Annotated in this window: 17 protein-coding genes; 14 read left to right on the forward strand and 3 right to left on the reverse strand. The window is 62.8% G+C overall.

Translation table 11 applies throughout. The features are described 5' to 3' along the window. The first annotated feature begins 44 nt into the window (after nucleotides 1-44). On the forward strand, nucleotides 45-1,706 hold the full coding sequence (locus tag ACNFH5_RS16335) for a Na+/H+ antiporter (protein ID WP_416747656.1): 1,662 nt from the start codon (nucleotides 45-47) through the stop codon (nucleotides 1,704-1,706). A gap of 93 nt (nucleotides 1,707-1,799) precedes the next feature. Here ACNFH5_RS16335 and dapC read toward each other — a convergent pair whose 3' ends face one another. The 3 genes from dapC to map all read right to left on the reverse strand — a co-directional run bounded on the left by dapC (nucleotide 1,800) and on the right by map (nucleotide 6,682). Beyond that, the gene (gene dapC / locus ACNFH5_RS16340; RefSeq protein WP_416747658.1) at nucleotides 1,800-3,002 is read right to left on the reverse strand and encodes a succinyldiaminopimelate transaminase; all 1,203 of its coding nucleotides are present in this window, start codon (nucleotides 3,000-3,002) and stop codon (nucleotides 1,800-1,802) included. A gap of 39 nt (nucleotides 3,003-3,041) precedes the next feature. Beyond that, complete coding sequence (locus ACNFH5_RS16345; protein WP_416747660.1) at nucleotides 3,042-5,741, reverse strand: [protein-PII] uridylyltransferase; 2,700 nt, start codon at nucleotides 5,739-5,741, stop codon at nucleotides 3,042-3,044. A gap of 143 nt (nucleotides 5,742-5,884) precedes the next feature. Beyond that, the gene (gene map, locus ACNFH5_RS16350; protein ID WP_416748080.1) at nucleotides 5,885-6,682 is read right to left on the reverse strand and encodes a type I methionyl aminopeptidase; all 798 of its coding nucleotides are present in this window, start codon (nucleotides 6,680-6,682) and stop codon (nucleotides 5,885-5,887) included. Nucleotides 6,683-6,985: 303 nt separating this feature from the next. On the opposite strand from map, the gene rpsB reads away from it, so the two are divergent. From rpsB to lpxA, 13 genes are all read left to right on the forward strand, one after another. Next, on the forward strand, nucleotides 6,986-7,726 hold the full coding sequence (rpsB, locus tag ACNFH5_RS16355) for a 30S ribosomal protein S2 (RefSeq protein ID WP_054908326.1): 741 nt from the start codon (nucleotides 6,986-6,988) through the stop codon (nucleotides 7,724-7,726). A gap of 125 nt (nucleotides 7,727-7,851) precedes the next feature. Beyond that, a complete protein-coding gene (gene tsf, locus ACNFH5_RS16360; protein ID WP_416747662.1) occupies nucleotides 7,852-8,721 on the forward strand; it encodes a translation elongation factor Ts in 870 nt (289 codons plus the stop codon). Nucleotides 8,722-8,927: 206 nt separating this feature from the next. Further along, nucleotides 8,928-9,665: a UMP kinase gene (pyrH, locus tag ACNFH5_RS16365; RefSeq protein WP_017521181.1), complete on the forward strand. Its 738-nt coding sequence runs from the start codon at nucleotides 8,928-8,930 to the stop codon at nucleotides 9,663-9,665. A 1-nt stretch (nucleotide 9,666) separates the two neighbouring features. Next, complete coding sequence (gene frr, locus ACNFH5_RS16370; protein ID WP_045210004.1) at nucleotides 9,667-10,224, forward strand: ribosome recycling factor; 558 nt, start codon at nucleotides 9,667-9,669, stop codon at nucleotides 10,222-10,224. 16 nt (nucleotides 10,225-10,240) lie between these two features. Then, on the forward strand, nucleotides 10,241-10,996 hold the full coding sequence (gene uppS / locus ACNFH5_RS16375; protein ID WP_416747665.1) for a polyprenyl diphosphate synthase: 756 nt from the start codon (nucleotides 10,241-10,243) through the stop codon (nucleotides 10,994-10,996). Beyond that, nucleotides 10,990-11,805: a phosphatidate cytidylyltransferase gene (locus tag ACNFH5_RS16380; RefSeq protein ID WP_416747667.1), complete on the forward strand. Its 816-nt coding sequence runs from the start codon at nucleotides 10,990-10,992 to the stop codon at nucleotides 11,803-11,805. Before uppS ends, ACNFH5_RS16380 begins: the two co-directional genes overlap by 7 nt. Then, nucleotides 11,802-12,992: a 1-deoxy-D-xylulose-5-phosphate reductoisomerase gene (gene ispC / locus ACNFH5_RS16385; protein ID WP_416747669.1), complete on the forward strand. Its 1,191-nt coding sequence runs from the start codon at nucleotides 11,802-11,804 to the stop codon at nucleotides 12,990-12,992. Before ACNFH5_RS16380 ends, ispC begins: the two co-directional genes overlap by 4 nt. Before the next feature lie 16 nt (nucleotides 12,993-13,008). Continuing rightward, entirely contained in the window at nucleotides 13,009-14,361 is a 1,353-nt protein-coding gene (gene rseP, locus ACNFH5_RS16390) for a sigma E protease regulator RseP (RefSeq protein WP_416747671.1), read from the forward strand. 73 nt (nucleotides 14,362-14,434) lie between these two features. Continuing rightward, nucleotides 14,435-16,822, forward strand: coding sequence for an outer membrane protein assembly factor BamA (bamA, locus tag ACNFH5_RS16395; RefSeq protein ID WP_416747673.1), 2,388 nt, complete (start codon nucleotides 14,435-14,437; stop codon nucleotides 16,820-16,822). 48 nt (nucleotides 16,823-16,870) lie between these two features. Continuing rightward, nucleotides 16,871-17,374 (forward strand): OmpH family outer membrane protein, encoded by a 504-nt coding sequence (locus ACNFH5_RS16400; RefSeq protein WP_138522701.1) that lies wholly within the window; start codon nucleotides 16,871-16,873, stop codon nucleotides 17,372-17,374. Further along, nucleotides 17,374-18,435 (forward strand): UDP-3-O-(3-hydroxymyristoyl)glucosamine N-acyltransferase, encoded by a 1,062-nt coding sequence (lpxD, locus tag ACNFH5_RS16405; protein WP_416747675.1) that lies wholly within the window; start codon nucleotides 17,374-17,376, stop codon nucleotides 18,433-18,435. The genes ACNFH5_RS16400 and lpxD overlap by 1 nt, the downstream gene beginning before the upstream one ends. A 48-nt stretch (nucleotides 18,436-18,483) precedes the next feature. Further along, entirely contained in the window at nucleotides 18,484-18,924 is a 441-nt protein-coding gene (gene fabZ / locus ACNFH5_RS16410) for a 3-hydroxyacyl-ACP dehydratase FabZ (RefSeq protein ID WP_138522697.1), read from the forward strand. Continuing rightward, on the forward strand, nucleotides 18,921-19,697 hold the full coding sequence (lpxA, locus tag ACNFH5_RS16415) for an acyl-ACP--UDP-N-acetylglucosamine O-acyltransferase (RefSeq protein ID WP_416747677.1): 777 nt from the start codon (nucleotides 18,921-18,923) through the stop codon (nucleotides 19,695-19,697). Before fabZ ends, lpxA begins: the two co-directional genes overlap by 4 nt.

Here is a 19,697-nt window from a genome sequence, read left to right on the forward strand (position 1 = left end):
CCTGCACCAGGTGCTTCAATGGATGGTTGTGCTGGAGTTCGTCGATGCAAACCGTTTACACCGTATTGATCCTGCTGCTGGTCGTGGGGGGAACCCGACTCGCCGCGCAGCTGATCCCGCTGCCGCTGCCCTTGATCCAGATCGTCGCCGGTGCCGCTCTGGCCTGGCCGAGCCTGGGGTTGCATGTTGGCTTGGACCCCGAGCTGTTCATGTTCCTGTTCATCCCGCCACTGCTGTTCGCCGATGGCTGGCGCATGCCCAAGGGCGAGTTCTGGAAGATGCGCTGGCCGATCCTCACCCTGGCCTTCGCCCTGGTGCTGTTCACCGTGCTCGGCGGCGGCGTCTTCATCCACCTGCTGATCCCCGAGATTCCCTGGGCGGCGGCCTTCGCCCTGGCGGCGGTGCTATCGCCGACCGATGCGCTGGCGGTATCGGCCATCGCCCAGGACCGCCTGCCCAGGCGCCTGATGCACGTGCTGCAGGGCGAGGCACTGATGAACGACGCTTCCGGCCTGGTGGCGTTCAAGTTCGCCATCGCGGCGGCCATGACCGGCACCTTCTCGCTGATGGATGCCAGCCTGAGCTTCCTGCTGGTGGCGATCGGCGGGCTGGCCTGTGGTGTGTTCATCAGTTGGCTGCTGGGGCGGATTCGCGCCTGGATGATCCGCCGCGGCTGGGATGATCCGGCGACCCACGTGGTGCTGATGCTGCTGTTGCCCTTTGCCTGCTACATGATCGCCGAGGAGCTGGGCGTCTCCGGCATCCTGGCGGCGGTGGCGGCCGGCATGATGCAGAGCTGGACCGACCTGCTGCCACGGCAAACCAACACCCGCCTGCTCAATCGCAGCGTCTGGTCGATGCTGGAGTTCGCCTTCAACGGCGTGGTGTTCCTGCTGCTGGGCCTGCAGTTGCCGGACATCCTGAAATCGGTCTCCCACCATGCCGATGACGTGATGTGGCGCTCGTCGCTGCTGCTGTTCTACGTGCTGGCGGTGTTTGCCGTGCTGCTCCTGCTGCGCTTCGGCTGGGTCTGGTGCTACTGGAAGGTGTCCGTGCGCTTCGAGCAGTGGTGGGGGATCGAGCTGGGCGGCCGATCCGGCGAGCCGGTGCTGCGGCTGTCGGCGATCTCGGCGCTGGGTGGGGTGCGCGGGGCGGTGACCCTGGCGGGTGTACTTTCGGTGCCCTTGCTGTTGCTCGATGGTTCGGCGTTCCCGCAGCGCGACCTGATCATCTTCATTGCCACGGGGGTGATCCTGGTGTCGCTGATCGCCGCCACCATCGGCCTGCCCATCCTGCTTCGGGGGCTGCCAGCGGCCAGCAATGATCAGCGCGAGCGCGAGGTGCAGTCGGTCTGGCGCAAGACCGCAGCGGCGGCCATCCACATGCTGGAGGGGGAGGAAATGCCTGCTCGCGATGGCGCGGATGCTGACGAAGCGGCCCGGCTGGCGGAGGTGAAGGCGCGGCTGATGGCCGAGTACCGCCATGAACTGGACCCGGCGCCTGATACCCAGGAAGCCCGCGAGCGTGCCCGGGGCCTGGAGCTGGCCGATCAGGCTCTGCGCATCAAGGCGCTGCGGGCGCAGCGGCTGGAGTTGTATCGCATGCGCCGGGAGCACGAGATCGACGACGAGACCATGCGCGAGGTGCTGGGCGAGCTGGATAGCCAGGAAGCCTGGGTCACCAGCAAGGCGGGGCGCTGGGTGTAATGGTGCTCTTGTAGGAGCGAGCTTGCTCGCGAACCGCTGGGCTCTGGAGCTGCCGGATCGCTCTGTTCGCGAGCAAGCTCGCTCCTACAGCTATCAGACTTGCAGGTTCTGCACGTAACGCTTGATGCGCTCGGCCGCTTCAACGCACTCGGCCAGCGGAGCCACCAGCGCCATGCGCACGCGGTTGGCGCCGGGGTTCTCGCCGTTCACTTCGCGGGACAGGTAGGAGCCCGGTACCACGGTGACGTGCTGCTGATCGAACAGAGCACGGCAGAACTCGGTGTCCGCCACCGGGGTCTTTGCCCACAGGTAGAAACTGCCATCCGGGCGCTGCACGTCGAGTACGCCGCCGAGGATGTCCAGCACCGCGTCGAATTTCTCGCGGTACAGGTCGCGGTTGGCGCGCACGTGGTCTTCGTCCTTCCAGGCCGCGACGCTGGCCAGTTGGGTCTGAACCGGCATGGCGCAGCCGTGGTAGGTGCGGTACAGGAGGAATTTCTTCAGTACGTCGGCGTCGCCGGCGACGAAGCCCGAACGCAGGCCAGGCAGGTTGGAGCGCTTGGACAGGCTGTGGAATACCACGCAGCGCTTGAAGTCCGCGCGGCCCAATTCGGCGCAGGCGGTCAGCAGGCCGGCCGGCGGGTTCTGCTCGTCGAAGTACAGCTCGCTGTAGCACTCGTCGGCGGCGATCACGAAGTCGTGCTCGTCGGCCAGGGCGATCAGCTTCTTCAGGGTTTCCAGCGGTACCAGCGCCCCGGTGGGGTTGCCCGGCGAGCAGAGGAAGAGAATCTGGCAGCGCGCCCAGACGTCCGCCGGCACGGCATCGAAGTCCGGATTGAAGCCGTTGTCTTCCAGGCACGGCAGGTAGTGCGGCTCGGCGCCGGCCAGCAGGGCTGCGCCTTCGTAGATCTGGTAGAACGGGTTCGGGCTGATCACCAGGCCCTTGGCGTTGCGGTCGACCACGGTCTGGGTGAAGGCGAACAGCGCTTCGCGGGTGCCGTTCACTGGCAGCACGTGGCGCGCAGCGTCGAGCCAGCCGGCGGGCACCTTGAAGCGGCGCTCGCACCAGTCGGCAATGGCTTCGCGCAGCGCGGGAATGCCCAAGGTGGTGGGGTACACGGCCAGTTGGTCGAGGCTGTCGGCCAGGGCCTTGGCGACGAACTCCGGCGAGCGGTGCTTGGGCTCGCCGATGGACAGCGCGATGGGCTTCAGCTCAGCCGGCGGCTGGGCGCCAGCCAGCAGGGCGCGGAGCTTCTCGAAGGGGTAGGGCTGGAGCGAGTCGAGGGCAGGGTTCATGGCAAGGCTCTTTCGTTCTGATGCTTACAAAAATAGGGACTAGATACTGATGCGGACCGGCATGCTCGGCTGGCCGCCGTCCGAGAGAATATCCACCAGCGCGGTCTGGATGCGCTTGCACAGCTCCGGGTCGGAGAGCGGCTGGTTGTGCGCATCGGTGACGAAGAACACGTCCTCCACGCGCTCGCCCAGGGTGGCGATCTTGGCGTTCTGCACCGACAGGTCGAAGTCCAGGAACAGCCCGCCGATGCGCGCCAGCAGGCCGGGGCGGTCTGGCGCTATCACTTCCAGCACGCTGACCTGGCGGGCCGCGTCGGTGGAGATGGTCACCTGCGGGTTGAATGCAAAGTGCTTGAGCTGGCGCGGGACGCGGCGCTGGATGATGGTCGGATACTCGTCCGGGTCCTTCAGGGCGTTGACCAGGCCTTGGCGAATTTCCTCGACTCGGCTGGGATTGTTGCCGATCGAGCCGCCATCGGCGTCGAGCACAATGTAGGTGTCGAGGGTGAACAGGCTGGTGGAGGTGATGATCCGCGCGTCCTGAATGTTCAGGTTGAGCTGGTCCATGGCTGCCACGGTCACGGCGAAGAAGTCGTGCTGGTCACCGGCATAGATGAATATCTGCGTGCCGCCCTCGAACTCGCGCTGGGCGGTTTCCTTGATCAGCACCAGCGGGGTGCCGTCGTCCGGGTGCTGGAGAATCGCTTCGGTGTGCCAGGCCACGTCGGCGGCGCTGTGGCGCAGGAAGTAGTCGTCGCCCAGTTGGCTCCAGAGTTGTTCGGCGTCGTCCTGGTCGATGCCGCCGCGTACCAGGATGTCGATTGCCGCGCTCTGCGTCTGGCGAATCTGCTCCTCGCGGTCCACCGGGTTTTCCAGGCCGCGGCGCAGCGCGCGCTTGGTCTCGGTGTAGAGCTGGCGCAGCAGGCTGGCACGCCAGGAGTTCCACAGCGTCGGGTTGGTGGCGTTGATGTCGGCCACGGTGAGCACGTAGAGGTAGTCCAGGTAGGTCTGGTTGCCCATCAGTTGGGCGAAGTCGTAGATCACCTGCGGGTCGGAGAGGTCCTTGCGCTGGGCCGTGGTGGACATGATCAGGTGGTTCTGCACCAGCCAGGACACCAGATTGGTGTCCCATGGCGGCAACTGGTGACGCTGGCAGAAGTGCTCGGCGTCCACCGCGCCCAGTTCCGAGTGGTCGCCGCCGCGGCCCTTGGCGATGTCGTGGTAGAGGCCGGCAATGTAGATCAGCTCGGGCTTGGGCAGGCGCTCCATGATCTTGCTGGCCAGCGGGTACTTTTCCGCCATGTCCGGACGGCGCAGCTTGCGCAGGTGCTTGATCAGATTGAGGGTGTGCGCGTCCACCGTATAGATGTGGAACAGGTCGTGCTGCATCTGCCCGACGATCAGCCCGAACTCCGGCAGGTAGCGGCCGAGGATGCCGTAGCGGTTCATCCGCCGCAGGTTGCGGTGGATGCCTTCCTGGCACTTGAACAGCTCGATGAACAGGCTGGTGTTGCGGATGTCGTGGCGGAAGTCGTCGTCGATCAGGTGCCGGCTGTCGCGCAGCAGGCGGATCGTATCGGCGCGCACGCCCTTGATCTCCGGGTGCTGGGCCAGCAGGACGAAGATTTCCAGCAGGGCGAACGGGGTGCGCTTGAAGACGTTGGCGTGGGTGACTTCCAGGTAGCCGTCGCGCAGCTGGAAGCGGCTGTTGAGCGGTTGGATCTGGCCGTTCTCCCCTGCACGCAGGATCACTTCCTCGAAGTGCTGCATGATCAGGTCGTTGAGCTCGGAAACGGCCATCACCACGCGGTAGTACTTCTGCATGAAACGTTCGACGGCCAGCTTGGCGTCGTTGCCTTCGTAGCCGAGCAGCCCGGCGATGCGCCGTTGGTGGTCGAACAGCAGGCGGTCTTCGGCGCGGCCGGCGAGCATATGCAGGGCGTAGCGGACCTTCCAGAGGAACTCCTGGCTGGAGGCAAGCACCGCGCATTCGCTTTCGACCAGGAAACCTTCTCGCACCAGGGCATGCAGGTTGAGGCTGCCGAAGTGGCGGCGGGCGACCCAGAGTAATGTCTGGACGTCGCGCAGGCCGCCGGGCGAGCCCTTCACGTTGGGCTCGAGGTTGTATTCGGTGTCGTTGTATTTGGTGTGGCGGTGAATCTGTTCCTTGCGCTTGGCCAGGTAGAACTGGCCACTGGGCCACATCTGCTTCGCGCTGGTGGCTTCGAGCATGCGCTGGCGCAGGCTGTCCGGGCCGGAGATGGTCCGGCACTCCATCAGGTTGGTGACCACGGTCAGGTCGGCGCGCGCTTCCTCGGCGCATTCGGCCACCGAGCGCACGCTCTGGCCGACCTCCAGGCCGATGTCCCAGAGCAGGGTGAGGAAGCCTTCGATGGGCTCGCGGAAGCTCTCCTGGTCCTCGCTGTCGAGCAGGATCAGCAGGTCGATGTCCGAGTGCGGGTGCAGCTCGCCGCGTCCGTAGCCGCCCACGGCGACCAGCGCGATGTCGGCGTCGTCGCCCCAGTCGAAGCGGTTCCAGGCCTGCTGCAGGATCTGGTCGACGAACCAGGCGCGATCCTCGATCAGCCGGCGGATGTCGCGGCCGCCGTTGAAGCGGGCGTCGAGCACCTCGTTGGCCTGGCGAATGGCCTTCTTGAAGGCGGCGATGGGGCTGGATTTGAGGGCCAGTTCCGCCTGGAACTGCCCACGGTCGAACAACTCGGGATCCACCTGCGGCATGGCGGCCTTCCTGATCAATGGCTTAGGGGAGGGCAGGGGCTAGAGGGCAACCGGGCCTGCGCACATGGCGACAGGCCCGATGGCTGTGCCGGGCCGGGATTTGTATGTTCTACCCAGCCGTCGGCGAGATTGCAAACCGCTCCTCAGGCCGAGGTGCGCGGGAAGCTTTCGTCGTTGCGCAGGGTCAGGATTTCGTAACCATCGGCGGTGACCAGCACCGTGTGCTCCCACTGCGCAGACAGCTTGCGGTCCTTGGTGATGGCGGTCCAGCCGTCGCCCAGCAGGCGGGTTTCCGGGCGGCCCTGGTTGATCATCGGCTCGATGGTGAAAATCATGCCTTCCTTGAGCTCCAGGCCGGTGCCGGCGCGGCCGTAGTGCAGCACCTGAGGCTCCTCGTGGAACACCTTGCCGATGCCGTGGCCGCAATATTCGCGCACCACGGAGAAGCCGTTCTTCTCGGCGTACTTCTGGATCACTTCGCCCACATCGCCCAGGCGCGCGCCTGGCTTGACCAGCGCGATGCCCTTGTACATGCATTCCTGGGTGATCTGGCACAGGCGGTCAGCCCATTCCGGTGTCTTGCCAACCGAAAACATCTTGCTGGTGTCGCCGTGGTAGCCGTCCTTGATCACGGTGACATCGATGTTGACGATGTCGCCTTCCTTGAGCGGCTTCTCGTTGGGAATGCCGTGACACACCACGTGGTTGATCGAGGTGCAGATGGACTTGGGGAAGCCCTTGTAGTTGAGCGGTGCGGGAATAGCTTTCTGCACGTTGACGATGTAGTCGTGGCAGAGGCGGTCCAGCTCGTCGGTGGTGACACCGGGCTTGACGTGCTCGCCGATCATTTCCAGCACTTCGGCGGCCAGACGGCCGGCGACGCGCATTTTCTCGATGTCTTCGGGCGTCTTGATGGTGACGGTCATGCGACTTCTCTTCAGGCGCTGCGTACGCGCGGGTAAATGAGAGGAATACGCAAGTCTATCAGATTTGGCGTCCTTCTATTAAGGGCGGAGCGTCCGTCGGGGTAGTCGGATGAGGTCGCGGGGGAGATGCCAGGCGTCCTTTCGGGTTTTGTTCTGGTCGAGGTTGTGGTATAAAGCGCCCCGCTCTGGAGGCTACGGCCATTCCCGAGCATTAACCCACACATGCATCGACACGATGGCCTGGGTGCCTTTCGACACAGTCGAAGGGTTGGCCGTTGGGATGCATGGAGGCCTAACCCGACTTATCGAGGAACTATCATGTCCCAAGTCAACATGCGCGATATGCTGAAGGCCGGTGTGCACTTCGGCCACCAGACCCGTTACTGGAACCCGAAAATGGGCAAGTTCATTTTCGGCGCGCGCAACAAGATCCACATCATCAACCTCGAAAAAACCCTGCCGATGTTCAACGAGGCCCTGACCTTCGTTGAGCGCCTGGCACAGGGCAAGAACAAGATCCTGTTCGTCGGCACCAAGCGTTCCGCCGGCAAGATCGTTCGCGAAGAAGCCGCCCGTTGCGGTATGCCGTACGTCGACCACCGTTGGCTGGGCGGCATGCTCACCAACTACAAGACCATCCGTCAGTCGATCAAGCGTCTGCGCGAGCTGGAAGTTCAGTCCCAGGACGGTACTTTCGCCAAGCTGACCAAGAAAGAAGCCCTGATGCGCAGCCGTGATCTGGAAAAACTGGATCGCAGCCTGGGCGGCATCAAGGACATGGGCGGCCTGCCGGACGCTCTGTTCGTGATCGACGTTGACCACGAGCGCATTGCTATCACCGAAGCCAACAAGCTGGGCATCCCGGTTATCGGCGTCGTCGATACCAACAGCAGCCCGGAAGGTGTTGACTATGTTATCCCGGGTAACGACGACGCCATCCGCGCCGTACAACTGTACCTGGGCTCCATGGCCGAAGCCGTACTGCGTGGCAAGAACGCCGGTGGCGTGACTGCTGACGAGTTCGTAGAAGAAGCGCCGGCCGAATCCGCCGAAGGCTGATTCCAGGACGTCCAGACGTCCTGCGGTGCGCGGAAAGGGGGCTAGGCCCCCTTTTTGCCACCTTGTAAATTCCGCCCGGGCAGCCGGGCGATCTGGTTTTGAGAGCAACTCAAGAGGATTTCGAAATGGCAGAAATTACTGCAGCACTGGTCAAGGAACTGCGTGAGCGTACCGGCCAGGGCATGATGGAGTGCAAGAAAGCACTGGTAGCCGCCGAAGGCGATATCGAGAAAGCCATCGACGACATGCGCGCTTCCGGCGCCATCAAGGCAGCCAAGAAGGCCGGCAACATCGCCGCCGAAGGCTCCATCGCCGTTAAAGTGGCTGACGACAACAAGGCCGCCACCATCATCGAAGTCAACTCGCAGACCGACTTCCTGGCCCTGCAGGACGACTTCAAGAACTTCGTGGCTGCCAGCCTGGACAAGGCTGTTGCCCAGAAGCTGACCGACGCTGCTCCGCTGATCGCCGAGCAAGAGCCGGCCCGTGAAGCTCTGGTCGCCAAGTGCGGTGAAAACGTCAACATCCGTCGTCTGGCTCGCGCCGAAGGTGACGTGGTTGGCGCCTACCTGCACGGCCACCGCATCGGCGTTCTGGTCACCCTGAAGGGCGGCAACGCTGAACTGGCTCGCGACATCGCCATGCACATCGCTGCCAGCAACCCGCAGTTCCTGAATCCGTCGCAGGTTTCCGAAGAAGCCATCGCCAAAGAGAAGGAAATCTTCCTCGCTCTGAACGCCGACAAGATCGCTGGCAAGCCGGAAAACATCGTCGAGAACATGGTCAAAGGCCGTATCTCGAAGTTCCTGGCCGAGGCCAGCCTGGTCGAGCAAGCGTTCGTCAAGGATCCGGAAGTCAAGGTCGGCGACCTGGCCAAGAAAGCCGGCGCTGAAATCGTTTCCTTCATTCGTTATGAAGTAGGCGAAGGCATCGAGAAAGTCGAAGCTGACTTTGCTGCCGAGGTTGCTGCTCAAGTAGCCGCTTCCAAGCAGTAATAGACAGTCTCACGACTGTCGCCCCGCAAGAGGCTGCCCGCTAACGCGCGCGGCCTCTTTGCCAAACTGGGGAAACCAAAAGGGGCGGTTTCCACGGCGCAGGCCCGCAAGGCGGGTTTAAAGGCGCCGTAAGGCTGGCTGGTCCAAGCTTTCCACCAGGCGCCCACAAGGCGCACAGCATTCAATCGCCGCAGGAGAAAAAGGTCATGGCTCAGCAGCTGAGCGCTCGTCAACCTCGCTATAAACGCATTCTTCTAAAACTGAGCGGCGAAGCCCTGATGGGCTCCGAGGAGTTCGGCATCGATCCCAAGGTGCTGGACCGCATGGCGCTGGAGATCGGTCAGCTCGTCGGAATCGGCGTGCAGGTCGGCCTGGTTATCGGTGGCGGCAACCTGTTCCGTGGCGCGGCGCTGTCCGCAGCCGGCATGGATCGTGTCACCGGCGACCACATGGGTATGCTCGCCACCGTGATGAACGGCCTGGCCATGCGTGACGCCCTGGAGCGCTCCAATATCACCGCCATCGTCATGTCCGCCATTTCCATGGTCGGCGTGACCGATCACTACGACCGCCGCAAGGCCATGCGCCACCTGAAGAGTGGCGAAGTGGTGATCTTCTCCGCCGGTACCGGCAACCCGTTCTTCACCACCGACTCCGCCGCCTGCCTGCGCGCCATCGAAATAGATGCTGACGTAGTACTGAAGGCGACCAAGGTGGACGGCGTGTACACTGCCGACCCGTTCAAGGACCCGAATGCCGAGAAATTCGAACGTCTGACGTACGACGAAGTGCTCGATCGCAAGCTGGGTGTGATGGACCTTACCGCCATCTGCCTGTGCCGGGACCAGAAAATGCCGCTGCGTGTGTTCAATATGAACAAGCCCGGCGCGCTGCTGAATATTGTTGTAGGTGGTGCTGAAGGCACCCTGATCGAGGAGGATTGAGATGATCAACGAGATCAAGAAGGAAGCGCAGGATCGTATGGGCAAAACCCTGGAAGCCCTGGGCCATGCCTTCGCCAAGATTCGTACCGGCCGTGCACACCCGAGCATCCTGGATAGCGTGATGGTGTCCTACTACGGTTCCGACACTCCGCTGCGTCAGGTAGCCAACGTCACCGTGGAAGATTCCCGTACCCTGGCTCTGAGCGTCTTCGACAAGAGCATGATCCAGGCGGTCGAAAAGGCCATCATGACCTCCGACCTGGGCCTGAATCCGGCCACTGCCGGTACTACCATCCGCGTCCCGATGCCAGCCCTGACCGAGGAGACCCGCAAGGGCTTCACCAAGCAGGCTCGCGCCGAGGCGGAGCAGGCTCGCGTATCCGTGCGCAATATCCGTCGCGATGCGCTGGCACAGCTGAAAGACCTGCAGAAAGAGAAGGAAATCAGCGAGGATGAAGAGCGCCGCGCCGGTGACGACGTGCAGAAGATCACCGACAAGTTCGTCGCCGAGATCGAAAAGGCCCTCGAGGCCAAGGAAGCGGACCTGATGGCCGTCTGACGGCCGGGCTTTCGTCATGGAAAAGACCAAGCAGGTGACGCCCGTGCCCCGGCACGTGGCGATCATCATGGATGGTAACAATCGCTGGGCGAAGAAACGCTTCATGCCTGGCGTTGCCGGGCACAAGGCCGGCGTGGACGCCGTTCGTGCAGTGATCAAGACCTGCGCCGAGGCGGGCGTCGAAGTGCTGACGCTGTTCGCCTTCTCCAGCGAGAACTGGCAGCGCCCGGCCGATGAGGTCGGCGCGCTGATGGAGCTTTTCCTCATGGCCCTGCGCCGTGAGGTGCGCAAGCTCAGTGCCAATGGTATCCGCCTGCGCATCATCGGCGACCGCAGTCGCTTCGCCCCGGAATTGCAGGCGGCGATGCGCGAGGCCGAGGCGCTCACCGCCGGTGGCAGCAGCATGCTGCTGCAGGTGGCGGCGAACTACGGCGGCCAGTGGGATATCACCCAGGCGGCCCAGCGTCTCGCCCGTGAAGTGCAGGCCGGCCACCTGGCGGCGGAGGAGATCACCCCGGAGCTGATTCAGGGTTGCCTCTCCACCGGTGACCAGCCGCTGCCCGACCTGTGCATCCGCACAGGTGGCGAGCACCGCATCAGCAACTTCCTTCTCTGGCAGCTGGCTTACGCCGAGCTGTATTTCTCCGATCTCTACTGGCCCGACTTCAAGCACGAAGCCATGCAGGCTGCGTTGCAGGACTTCGCCTCTCGTCAGCGCCGCTTCGGCAAGACCAGTGAGCAGGTCGAGGCCGAGGCACCCCCGTCATGTTGAAACAACGAATCATCACGGCGCTGATCCTGTTGCCGATCGCGCTGGGTGGTTTCTTCCTGCTCGACGGTGCGGCGTTCTCGCTGTTCATCGGTCTGGTGGTGAGTCTTGGCGCCTGGGAATGGGCGCGTCTGGCCGGTTACAACGAGCAGCCCGCCCGTATCGGCTATGCCGCTGTGGTCGCTGCGCTGATGCTGGTGCTGGCCTGGTTGCCGCAGCTGGCGGGGGCCGTGCTGGTGCTGGCCCTGCTCTGGTGGGCTCTGGCTATCGTCATGGTGCTGACCTATCCGGATAGCGCGTCGAGCTGGGGTGGCCGCTGGCGCCGCCTGTTGATCGGCCTGCTGATCCTCCTCCCGGCCTGGCAGGGCCTGGTCCTGCTCAAGCAGTGGCCGCTCTCCAACTGGCTGATCGTCGCCGTGATGGTGCTGGTCTGGGCTGCGGATATCGGCGCCTACTTCTCCGGCAAGGCTTTCGGCAAGCGCAAGCTGGCCCCGCGCGTCAGCCCGGGCAAGAGCTGGGAAGGTTTCTTTGGCGGCATGGCGCTGTGCCTGGTGATCACCGTCGCTGTCTCCATCTACCGTGACTGGACCGTCCGTGAGCTGCTGCTGGCCCTGCCCTGTACGGCCATCGTGGTAGCCCTGTCGGTCATCGGCGACCTCACCGAGAGCATGTTCAAGCGCCAGTCGGGCCTCAAGGACAGCAGTAACCTGCTGCCGGGCCATGGCGGTGTGCTGGACCGCATCGACAGCTTGACCGCAGCCATTCCGGTCTTCACGGCGCTGCTCTGGGCCGTGGGTTGGGGTACGCCGTGAGTCATCCGCAGTGGATTTCCGTGCTGGGGGCAACCGGCTCGATCGGCCTCAGCACCCTCGATGTCATCGGGCGTCACCCGGACCGTTATCGCGTTTTCGCGCTCAGTGGCTTCTCTCGTCTGGCTGAGCTTGAAACGCTGTGCCTGCGCCACCGTCCACGCTTTGCCGTGGTGCCTGAGCTCGAGCAGGCGCGTGCCTTGCAAGATCGCCTGAATGCTGCCGGCCTCGATGCTCGCGTGCTGGCTGGCGAAGCCGGTCTCTGCGAGATTTCCGCCCATCCCGAAGTGGATGCGGTGATGGCGGCTATTGTCGGTGCCGCCGGCCTGAAGCCCACGCTGGCGGCGGTCGAAGCCGGCAAGCGTGTGCTGCTGGCCAACAAGGAAGCGCTGGTGATGTCCGGCGCGCTGTTCATGAACGCCGTGCGTGCCAGTGGCGCCGTCCTGCTGCCGATCGACAGCGAGCACAACGCGATCTTCCAGTGCATGCCGGCGGACTACGCTCGCGGTCTCGGCGAGGTTGGCGTTCGGCGCATCCTGCTGACCGCTTCGGGCGGTCCCTTCCGCGAGACACCGCTGGAGCAGTTGGTCGATGTATCGCCCGAGCAGGCCTGTGCTCACCCCAACTGGTCGATGGGGCGGAAAATCTCCGTCGATTCGGCGAGCATGATGAACAAGGGCCTGGAGCTGATCGAGGCTTGTTGGTTGTTCGACGCGCAGCCCTCGAAGGTCGAGGTGGTGATCCATCCGCAGAGCGTGATCCATTCCCTGGTGGATTACGTCGATGGTTCGGTGTTGGCCCAGTTGGGCAATCCCGATATGCGCACCCCCATCGCCCATGCGCTGGCCTGGCCGCAACGGATCGATTCCGGCGTTTCTCCGCTGGATCTGTTTTCCATTGCCCGCCTGGACTTTTCTGCACCGGATGAGCAGCGATTTCCCTGTCTGCGGCTGGCGCGTCAGGCGGCAGAAGCCGGGGGGAGCGTGCCGGCGATGCTCAATGCGGCGAACGAAGTGGCCGTTGCGGCGTTCCTTGAGCGACGCATCCGCTTCACCGATATCCCGGTTATCATCGACGACGTGCTGAACCGCGAGGCGCGCTCGCCAGTCGAATCGCTCGATGCGGTGCTGGCAGCTGACCAGCGTGCACGAGCCGCCGCGCAGGCGTGGTTGCAGGAACGCGGGCGTTGAGCCCGAGGAGGTAGCGATGAGCGCCCTTTATATGGTGGTGGGACTGATTGTCGCCCTTGGCGTACTGGTCACCTTCCATGAGTTCGGACACTTCTGGGTTGCCCGCCGCTGCGGGGTCAAGGTCCTGCGCTTCTCCGTGGGCTTCGGCACCCCCCTGGTGCGCTGGCATGACCGCCAGGGCACTGAATTTGTAGTCGCCGCTATTCCTTTGGGTGGCTACGTAAAGATGCTGGACGAGCGCGAAGGTGACGTCCCTGCCGAGCTGCTCGACCGCGCCTTCAATCGCAAGACCGTATTCCAGCGAATCGCCATCGTAGCGGCGGGCCCGATTGCCAACTTCCTGCTCGCCATTCTGTTCTTCTGGGTGCTGGCGATGCTCGGAAGCCAGCAGATCAAGCCGATCATCGGCTCGGTGGTGGCGGATAGCCCAGCGGCCCAGGCGGGGTTGGCGGCCGGCCAGGAAGTGATCGCGGTGGATGGCGAGGCCGTGGACGGCTGGAGTGGTGTCAACCTGCAGCTGGTGCGTCGCCTTGGTGAAACTGGCGAGCTGAGTGTTTCGGTGCTGGAACAGGGCTCCACAGTGCCTGCTGTGCACCAGGTGAGCATCAAGTCCTGGCTGAAGAGCGAAGACAACCCCGATCCCATTGGCGGTCTCGGTATCCAGCCCTGGCGACCCGCTGTTGCACCGGTGATCGCCGAATTGGACGAAAAGGGCCCGGCCAAGGCTGCCGGCCTGAAGATCGGTGACCGAATCGTTAGCCTGGATGCCCAATCGGTCACGGATTGGCAAGAAGTCGTTTCGCGTATCCGCGCCATGCCCGACGGCAAAGTGATCCTGGGCATCGAGCGCGCAGGCCAGCGTGAGGAGTTGGCCCTGACCCTGGCGGCCAAAGGCGAGGGCAAGGCCCGTACCGGATACCTGGGCGCAGGCGTCGCTGGCGGCCAGTGGCCGCCGGAAATGCTTCGAGAAGTGAGCTATGGACCGGTGGCGGCGGTGGGGCAGGCGCTCTCCCGAACCTGGTCCATGAGCCTGCTAACTCTGGATTCTCTAAAGAAAATGGTGGTCGGGCAGCTCTCGGTAAAAAACTTGAGCGGGCCGATAACCATTGCTAAAGTGGCGGGCGCTTCAGCCCAGTCCGGCGTAGGGGATTTTCTCCATTTCCTCGCCTATCTGAGCATCAGTTTGGGGGTTCTCAACCTGTTGCCGATTCCCGTCCTCGATGGCGGGCATCTGCTGTTCTACATGGTCGAGTGGGTGCGAGGTCGCCCACTGTCGGAGCGGGTCCAGGCTTGGGGGATGCAGATTGGCATCAGCCTGGTAGTCGGGGTCATGTTGTTGGCCCTGGTCAACGATCTGAGTCGACTGTAACCGTCCATTGGTTTTCGGATCTGCCGCCACTTGCGGCAGATTCTCTATTTGTCAGTTGGAATAAAAGGACTCCATGAAACGCTTTCTGCTTCCCGCGGCCCTTTCCGCGCTGATGATCGCCCAGGTTCACGCCGAGTCCTTCACTGTTTCCGATATCCGGGTCAACGGCCTGCAGCGCGTGTCTGCCGGTAGCGTGTTCGCGGCCCTGCCGCTGAACGTAGGCGAGCAGATCGACGATCGCCGCCTGGTCGAAGCGACCCGCTCGCTGTTCAAGACCGGTTTCTTCCAGGACATCCAGCTCAGCCGTGATGGCAATGTGCTGATCGTCAATGTGGTCGAGCGTCCGTCCATCTCCAGCATCGAGATCGAGGGCAACAAGGCCATCACCACCGAAGACCTGATGAAGGGGCTGAAGCAGTCCGGCCTGTCCGAAGGTGAAATCTTCCAGCGCGCCACCCTTGAAGGCGTGCGCAACGAGTTGCAGCGCCAGTACGTGGCCCAGGGTCGCTACTCCGCCGAGATCGAAACTGAAGTGGTGCCGCAGCCGCGCAACCGCGTCGCGCTGAAGATCAACATCAACGAAGGCACTGTGGCGGCCATCGCCCATGTCAACGTCGTGGGCAACACCGTCTTCTCCGAGGAAGACCTGACCGACCTGTTCGAGCTGAAGACCACCAACTGGCTGTCCTTCTTCAAGAACGACGACAAGTACTCCCGCGAGAAACTCTCCGGTGACCTGGAGCGCCTGCGCTCCTACTACCTGGACCGTGGCTACATCCACATGGATATCGCTTCCACCCAGGTATCCATCACCCCGGACAAGAAGCACGTCTACATCACCGTCAACGTCAATGAAGGCGAGAAGTACACCGTCAGCGACGTTAAGCTCTCCGGCGACCTGAAGGTGCCGGAAGATGAAGTGAAGAAACTGCTGCTGGTGAAGAAAGGCCAGGTGTTCTCCCGCAAGGTGATGACCACCACCTCCGACCTGATCACCCGCCGCCTGGGTAACGAGGGTTACACCTTCGCCAACGTCAACGGCGTTCCTGAGCCGAACGACGAGAACAAGACCGTATCGATCACCTACGTGGTCGATCCGGGCAAGCGCGCCTACGTCAACCGCATCAACTTCCGCGGCAACACCAAGACCGAGGACGAAGTACTCCGTCGTGAAATGCGCCAGATGGAGGGCGGCTGGGCTTCGACCTACCTGATCGACCAGTCCAAGCAGCGCCTGGAGCGCCTGGGCTACTTCAAGGAAGTCAACGTCGAGACTCCGGCCGTACCGGGCACCGACGACCAGGTGGACGTCAACTACAGCGTGGAAGAGCAGCCGTCCGGCTCGATCACCGCCAGCGTGGGCTTCGCCCAGAGCGCCGGTCTGATCCTCGGTGGCTCGATCAGCCAGAACAACTTCCTGGGTACCGGTAACAAGGTCAGCATCGGCCTGACCAAGTCCGACTACCAGACTCGCTACAACTTCGGCTTCGTCGACCCCTACTGGACCGTCGACGGCGTGAGCCTGGGTTACAACGCCTTCTACCGCAAGACCGACTACGACGAGCTCGACACCGACGTATCCAGCTACTCGGTCAACAGCCTGGGCGCCGGCGTCAGCATCGGCTACCCGATCAGCGAGACCTCGCGCCTGACCTATGGTCTGACCGTTCAGCGCGACGATATCGATACCGGCGTCTACACCGTCGACGAAATCTTCGACTTCATCGACAAGGAAGGCGACAGCTTCACCAACTTCAAGGCGTCCATCGGCTGGTCCGAATCGACCCTGAACAAGGGCGTGCTGGCCAACCGTGGCCACTCGCAGAGCCTGGTGCTGGAAACTACCATTCCGGGCAGCGACCTGTCGTTCTACAAGCTCGATTACCGCGGCCAGATCTTTGCGCCGCTGACCGAGAACTACACCATGCGCTTCCATACCGAGCTTGGTTATGGCGGTGCCTATGGCGATACCGATCGCCTGCCGTTCTACGAGAACTACTACGCCGGCGGCTTCAACTCGGTCCGTGGCTTCAAGGATAGTTCCCTCGGTCCGCGCAGTACCCCGAGTATCGCTCGCGACGCCAACGGCAATCAGATTCCCGGCCCGGATAGCAAAGGCCGCTACACCGACCCGGATCAGGATCGCGAGGCCTTCGGTGGTAACATCCTGATCACCGGTGGCGCCGAACTGCTGTTCCCGCTGCCGTTCGTGAAGGATCAGCGCCAGCTGCGTACCGTCCTGTTCTACGACATCGGTAACGTGTTCGACACCGATTGCCCGACATCGACCACTCAGGGTTGTGACGGCGTCAAATTCCAGGACATGGCCATGTCCGCGGGTGTGGGTCTGACCTGGATCACCGCTCTGGGCCCGCTGAGCTTCAGCCTGGCGACTCCGATCAAGAAACCGGACAACGCCGAAACCCAGATCTTCCAGTTCTCCCTGGGACAGACCTTCTAATTGGCCGTATCGTTGTAATGACAACCATGCTTTGTGCAGGAGTGCATTGTGCGTAAGTTGACCCAGTTCGTCCTGATCACCGCAGCCCTGGCGGCGAGTCCCGCGTTCGCCGACATGAAGATCGCGGTGCTCAACTATCAGATGGCACTCCTCGAGTCCGACGCGGCCAAGCAGTACGCCGTGGACGCCGAGAAGAAGTTCGGCCCCCAACTGACCAAGCTCAAGGCGCTGGAAACCGACGCCAAGTCCCTGCAGGACAAGCTGGTCAACGGCGGCAGCAAAATGTCCAACGCCGAGCGTGAAAAGGCCGAGGGCGACTTCAAGCAGAAGGCCCGTGACTTCCAGTTCCAGTCCAAGGAACTGAACGAAGCCAAGGCCGTCGCTGACCGCGACATGCTCAAGAAGCTCAAGCCGAAGCTGGACCAGGCCGTCGAGGAAACCATCAAGAAAGGTGGTTATGACCTCGTGGTCGAGCGTGGTGCCGTGGTCGACGTGAAGCCGCAGTACGACATCACCCGTCAAGTCATCGAGCGCATGAACCAACTGCGCTGATGATGACCGAGCTGTCCTTTACCCTCGCCGAACTGGCCGCGCAACTCGATGCCGAGTTGCGCGGCGATCCCGCTCAGGTCATCAGTGGGCTGGCTACCCTGCAGGATGCAGGCGCCGGTCAACTGAGCTTCCTGGCCAATCCGCAGTACCGCAAGTTCCTCGAAGGCAGCAAAGCCAGCGCCATCCTGCTGACTGCCGCTGATGCCGAGGGCTATACCGGCAATGCGCTGATCGTTCCCAATCCCTACCTGGCTTACGCCGGCTTGTCCCACCAGTTCGATCGCAAGCCCAAGGCGCCGGTGGGCATTCATCCCACTGCGGTGGTCGATGAAGGTGCCCAGGTCGACGCGACTGCCAGTGTCGGTCCTTATGCCGTGATCGAGGCAGGCGCGCAGATCGGCGCGAATGTCACCATTGGGGCCCATTGCTTCGTCGGCGCGCGCAGCGTGATCGGCGAGGGCGGTTGGCTGGCGCCGCGTGTGACCCTCTACCACGATGTGTGCATCGGCAAGCGCGTGGTGATCCAGTCCGGCGCCGTGCTTGGTGGTGAGGGCTTCGGCTTCGCCAACCATAAAGGCGTCTGGCAGAAGATCGCGCAAATTGGCGGCGTAACCCTGGGGGATGACGTCGAGATCGGCGCCAATACCACCATCGACCGTGGTGCGCTGTCCGATACCCTGGTGGGCAATGGGGTGAAGCTGGATAACCAGATCATGATTGCCCACAACGTGCAGATCGGTGATCACACCGCCATGGCCGGCTGCTGCGGGATTTCCGGCAGTGCCAAGATCGGCAAGCATTGCATGCTCGCTGGTGGCGTGGGCCTGGTTGGCCATATCGAGATCTGCGACAACGTCTTCGTCACCGGGATGACCATGGTGACCCGCTCGATTACCGAGCCGGGCTCCTACTCCTCCGGTACCGCCATGCAGCCTGCGGCTGAATGGAAGAAGAGTGCCGCGCGCATTCGTCAGCTGGATGACATGGCCCGTCGTCTGCAGCAGCTGGAAAAGCGCCTGGCCGCCGTGACCCCAAGCGGAGACGCTCCATCAGATGCGTGATCCACGCATTTTTTGGCGTTTCCCTTTTCTGAACAGGCTCCCCTGAACATGATGGACATCAACGAGATTCGCGAATACCTGCCTCATCGCTACCCTTTCCTGCTGGTGGATCGGGTGGTGGAGCTGGACATTGAAGGCAAGCGCATTCGCGCCTACAAGAATGTCAGCATCAACGAGCCGTTCTTCAATGGCCACTTCCCACAGCATCCGATCATGCCGGGCGTCCTGATTATCGAGGCCATGGCCCAGGCTGCCGGTATCCTCGGTTTCAAGATGCTCGACGTGAAGCCGGCCGATGGCACCCTGTACTACTTTGTCGGCTCCGACAAGCTGCGCTTCCGCCAGCCGGTGCTGCCGGGTGACCAGCTGCAGCTGAACGCCCAGTTCATCAGCGTCAAGCGCGGCATCTGGAAGTTCGACTGCAATGCCACCGTGGACGGCAAGCCGGTATGCTCGGCTGAAATCATCTGTGCGGAACGCAAACTATGAGTTTGATCGATCCTCGCGCCATCATCGACCCGCGCGCAAAGCTGGCTGACGACGTAGAAGTGGGCCCTTGGTCCATGGTCGGGCCGGATGTGGAGATCGGCGAAGGTACGGTGATCGGTCCGCACGTGGTGGTCAAAGGCCCCACGAAGATCGGTAAGCACAATCGGATTTTCCAGTTCTCCAGCGTGGGTGAAGATACCCCCGACCTGAAGTACAAGGGCGAACCGACTCGCCTGGTGATTGGCGACCACAATGTGATCCGCGAGGGTGTCACCATCCATCGCGGCACGATCCAGGATCGCTCGGAAACCACTATCGGTGATCACAACCTGCTCATGGCCTATGTGCACATCGGCCACGACAGTGTGATCGGCAACCATTGCATCCTGGTGAACAACACCGCGCTGGCGGGCCATGTTCACGTGGATGATTGGGCGATCCTCTCCGGCTACACCCTGGTGCACCAGTTCTGCCGCATCGGTGCCCACGCCTTCTCTGGCATGGGGACCACCATCGGCAAGGACGTTCCGGCCTATGTCACAGTCTTCGGCAACCCCGCCGAGGCGCGCAGCATGAACTTCGAGGGGCTGCGCCGTCGTGGTTTCAGCGCCGAATCGATCCAGGCGCTGCGCCGCGCCTACAAAGTGGTCTATCGCCAGGGTCTGACGGTGGACGAGGCGCTGGCCGAACTGGCCGAAGTCTCCGAGCAGTTCCCGGAAGTCGCGGTATTCCGCGATTCCATCCAGAGCTCCACCCGCGGCATCACCCGCTGA

Source organism: Pseudomonas sp. NY15435 (assembly GCF_048068295.1).
In the GTDB taxonomy this organism is placed as follows: domain Bacteria; phylum Pseudomonadota; class Gammaproteobacteria; order Pseudomonadales; family Pseudomonadaceae; genus Pseudomonas.

Bases quoted from the DNA above. Each gene is read 5' to 3' on its own strand.
- uppS (WP_416747665.1), top strand. From the start codon at position 10,241: ATGGAAAAGACCAAGCAGGTGACGCCCGTGCCCCGGCACGTGGCGATC.
- lpxD (WP_416747675.1), top strand. From the start codon at position 17,374: ATGATGACCGAGCTGTCCTTTACCCTCGCCGAACTGGCCGCGCAACTC.
- ACNFH5_RS16335 (WP_416747656.1), top strand. From the start codon at position 45: ATGCAAACCGTTTACACCGTATTGATCCTGCTGCTGGTCGTGGGGGGA.
- frr (WP_045210004.1), top strand. From the start codon at position 9,667: ATGATCAACGAGATCAAGAAGGAAGCGCAGGATCGTATGGGCAAAACC.
- ACNFH5_RS16380 (WP_416747667.1), top strand. From the start codon at position 10,990: ATGTTGAAACAACGAATCATCACGGCGCTGATCCTGTTGCCGATCGCG.
- fabZ (WP_138522697.1), top strand. From the start codon at position 18,484: ATGATGGACATCAACGAGATTCGCGAATACCTGCCTCATCGCTACCCT.
- dapC (WP_416747658.1), bottom strand. From the start codon at position 3,002: ATGAACCCTGCCCTCGACTCGCTCCAGCCCTACCCCTTCGAGAAGCTC.
- tsf (WP_416747662.1), top strand. From the start codon at position 7,852: ATGGCAGAAATTACTGCAGCACTGGTCAAGGAACTGCGTGAGCGTACC.
- rseP (WP_416747671.1), top strand. From the start codon at position 13,009: ATGAGCGCCCTTTATATGGTGGTGGGACTGATTGTCGCCCTTGGCGTA.
- lpxA (WP_416747677.1), top strand. From the start codon at position 18,921: ATGAGTTTGATCGATCCTCGCGCCATCATCGACCCGCGCGCAAAGCTG.
- ACNFH5_RS16345 (WP_416747660.1), bottom strand. From the start codon at position 5,741: ATGCCGCAGGTGGATCCCGAGTTGTTCGACCGTGGGCAGTTCCAGGCG.
- bamA (WP_416747673.1), top strand. From the start codon at position 14,435: ATGAAACGCTTTCTGCTTCCCGCGGCCCTTTCCGCGCTGATGATCGCC.
- rpsB (WP_054908326.1), top strand. From the start codon at position 6,986: ATGTCCCAAGTCAACATGCGCGATATGCTGAAGGCCGGTGTGCACTTC.
- pyrH (WP_017521181.1), top strand. From the start codon at position 8,928: ATGGCTCAGCAGCTGAGCGCTCGTCAACCTCGCTATAAACGCATTCTT.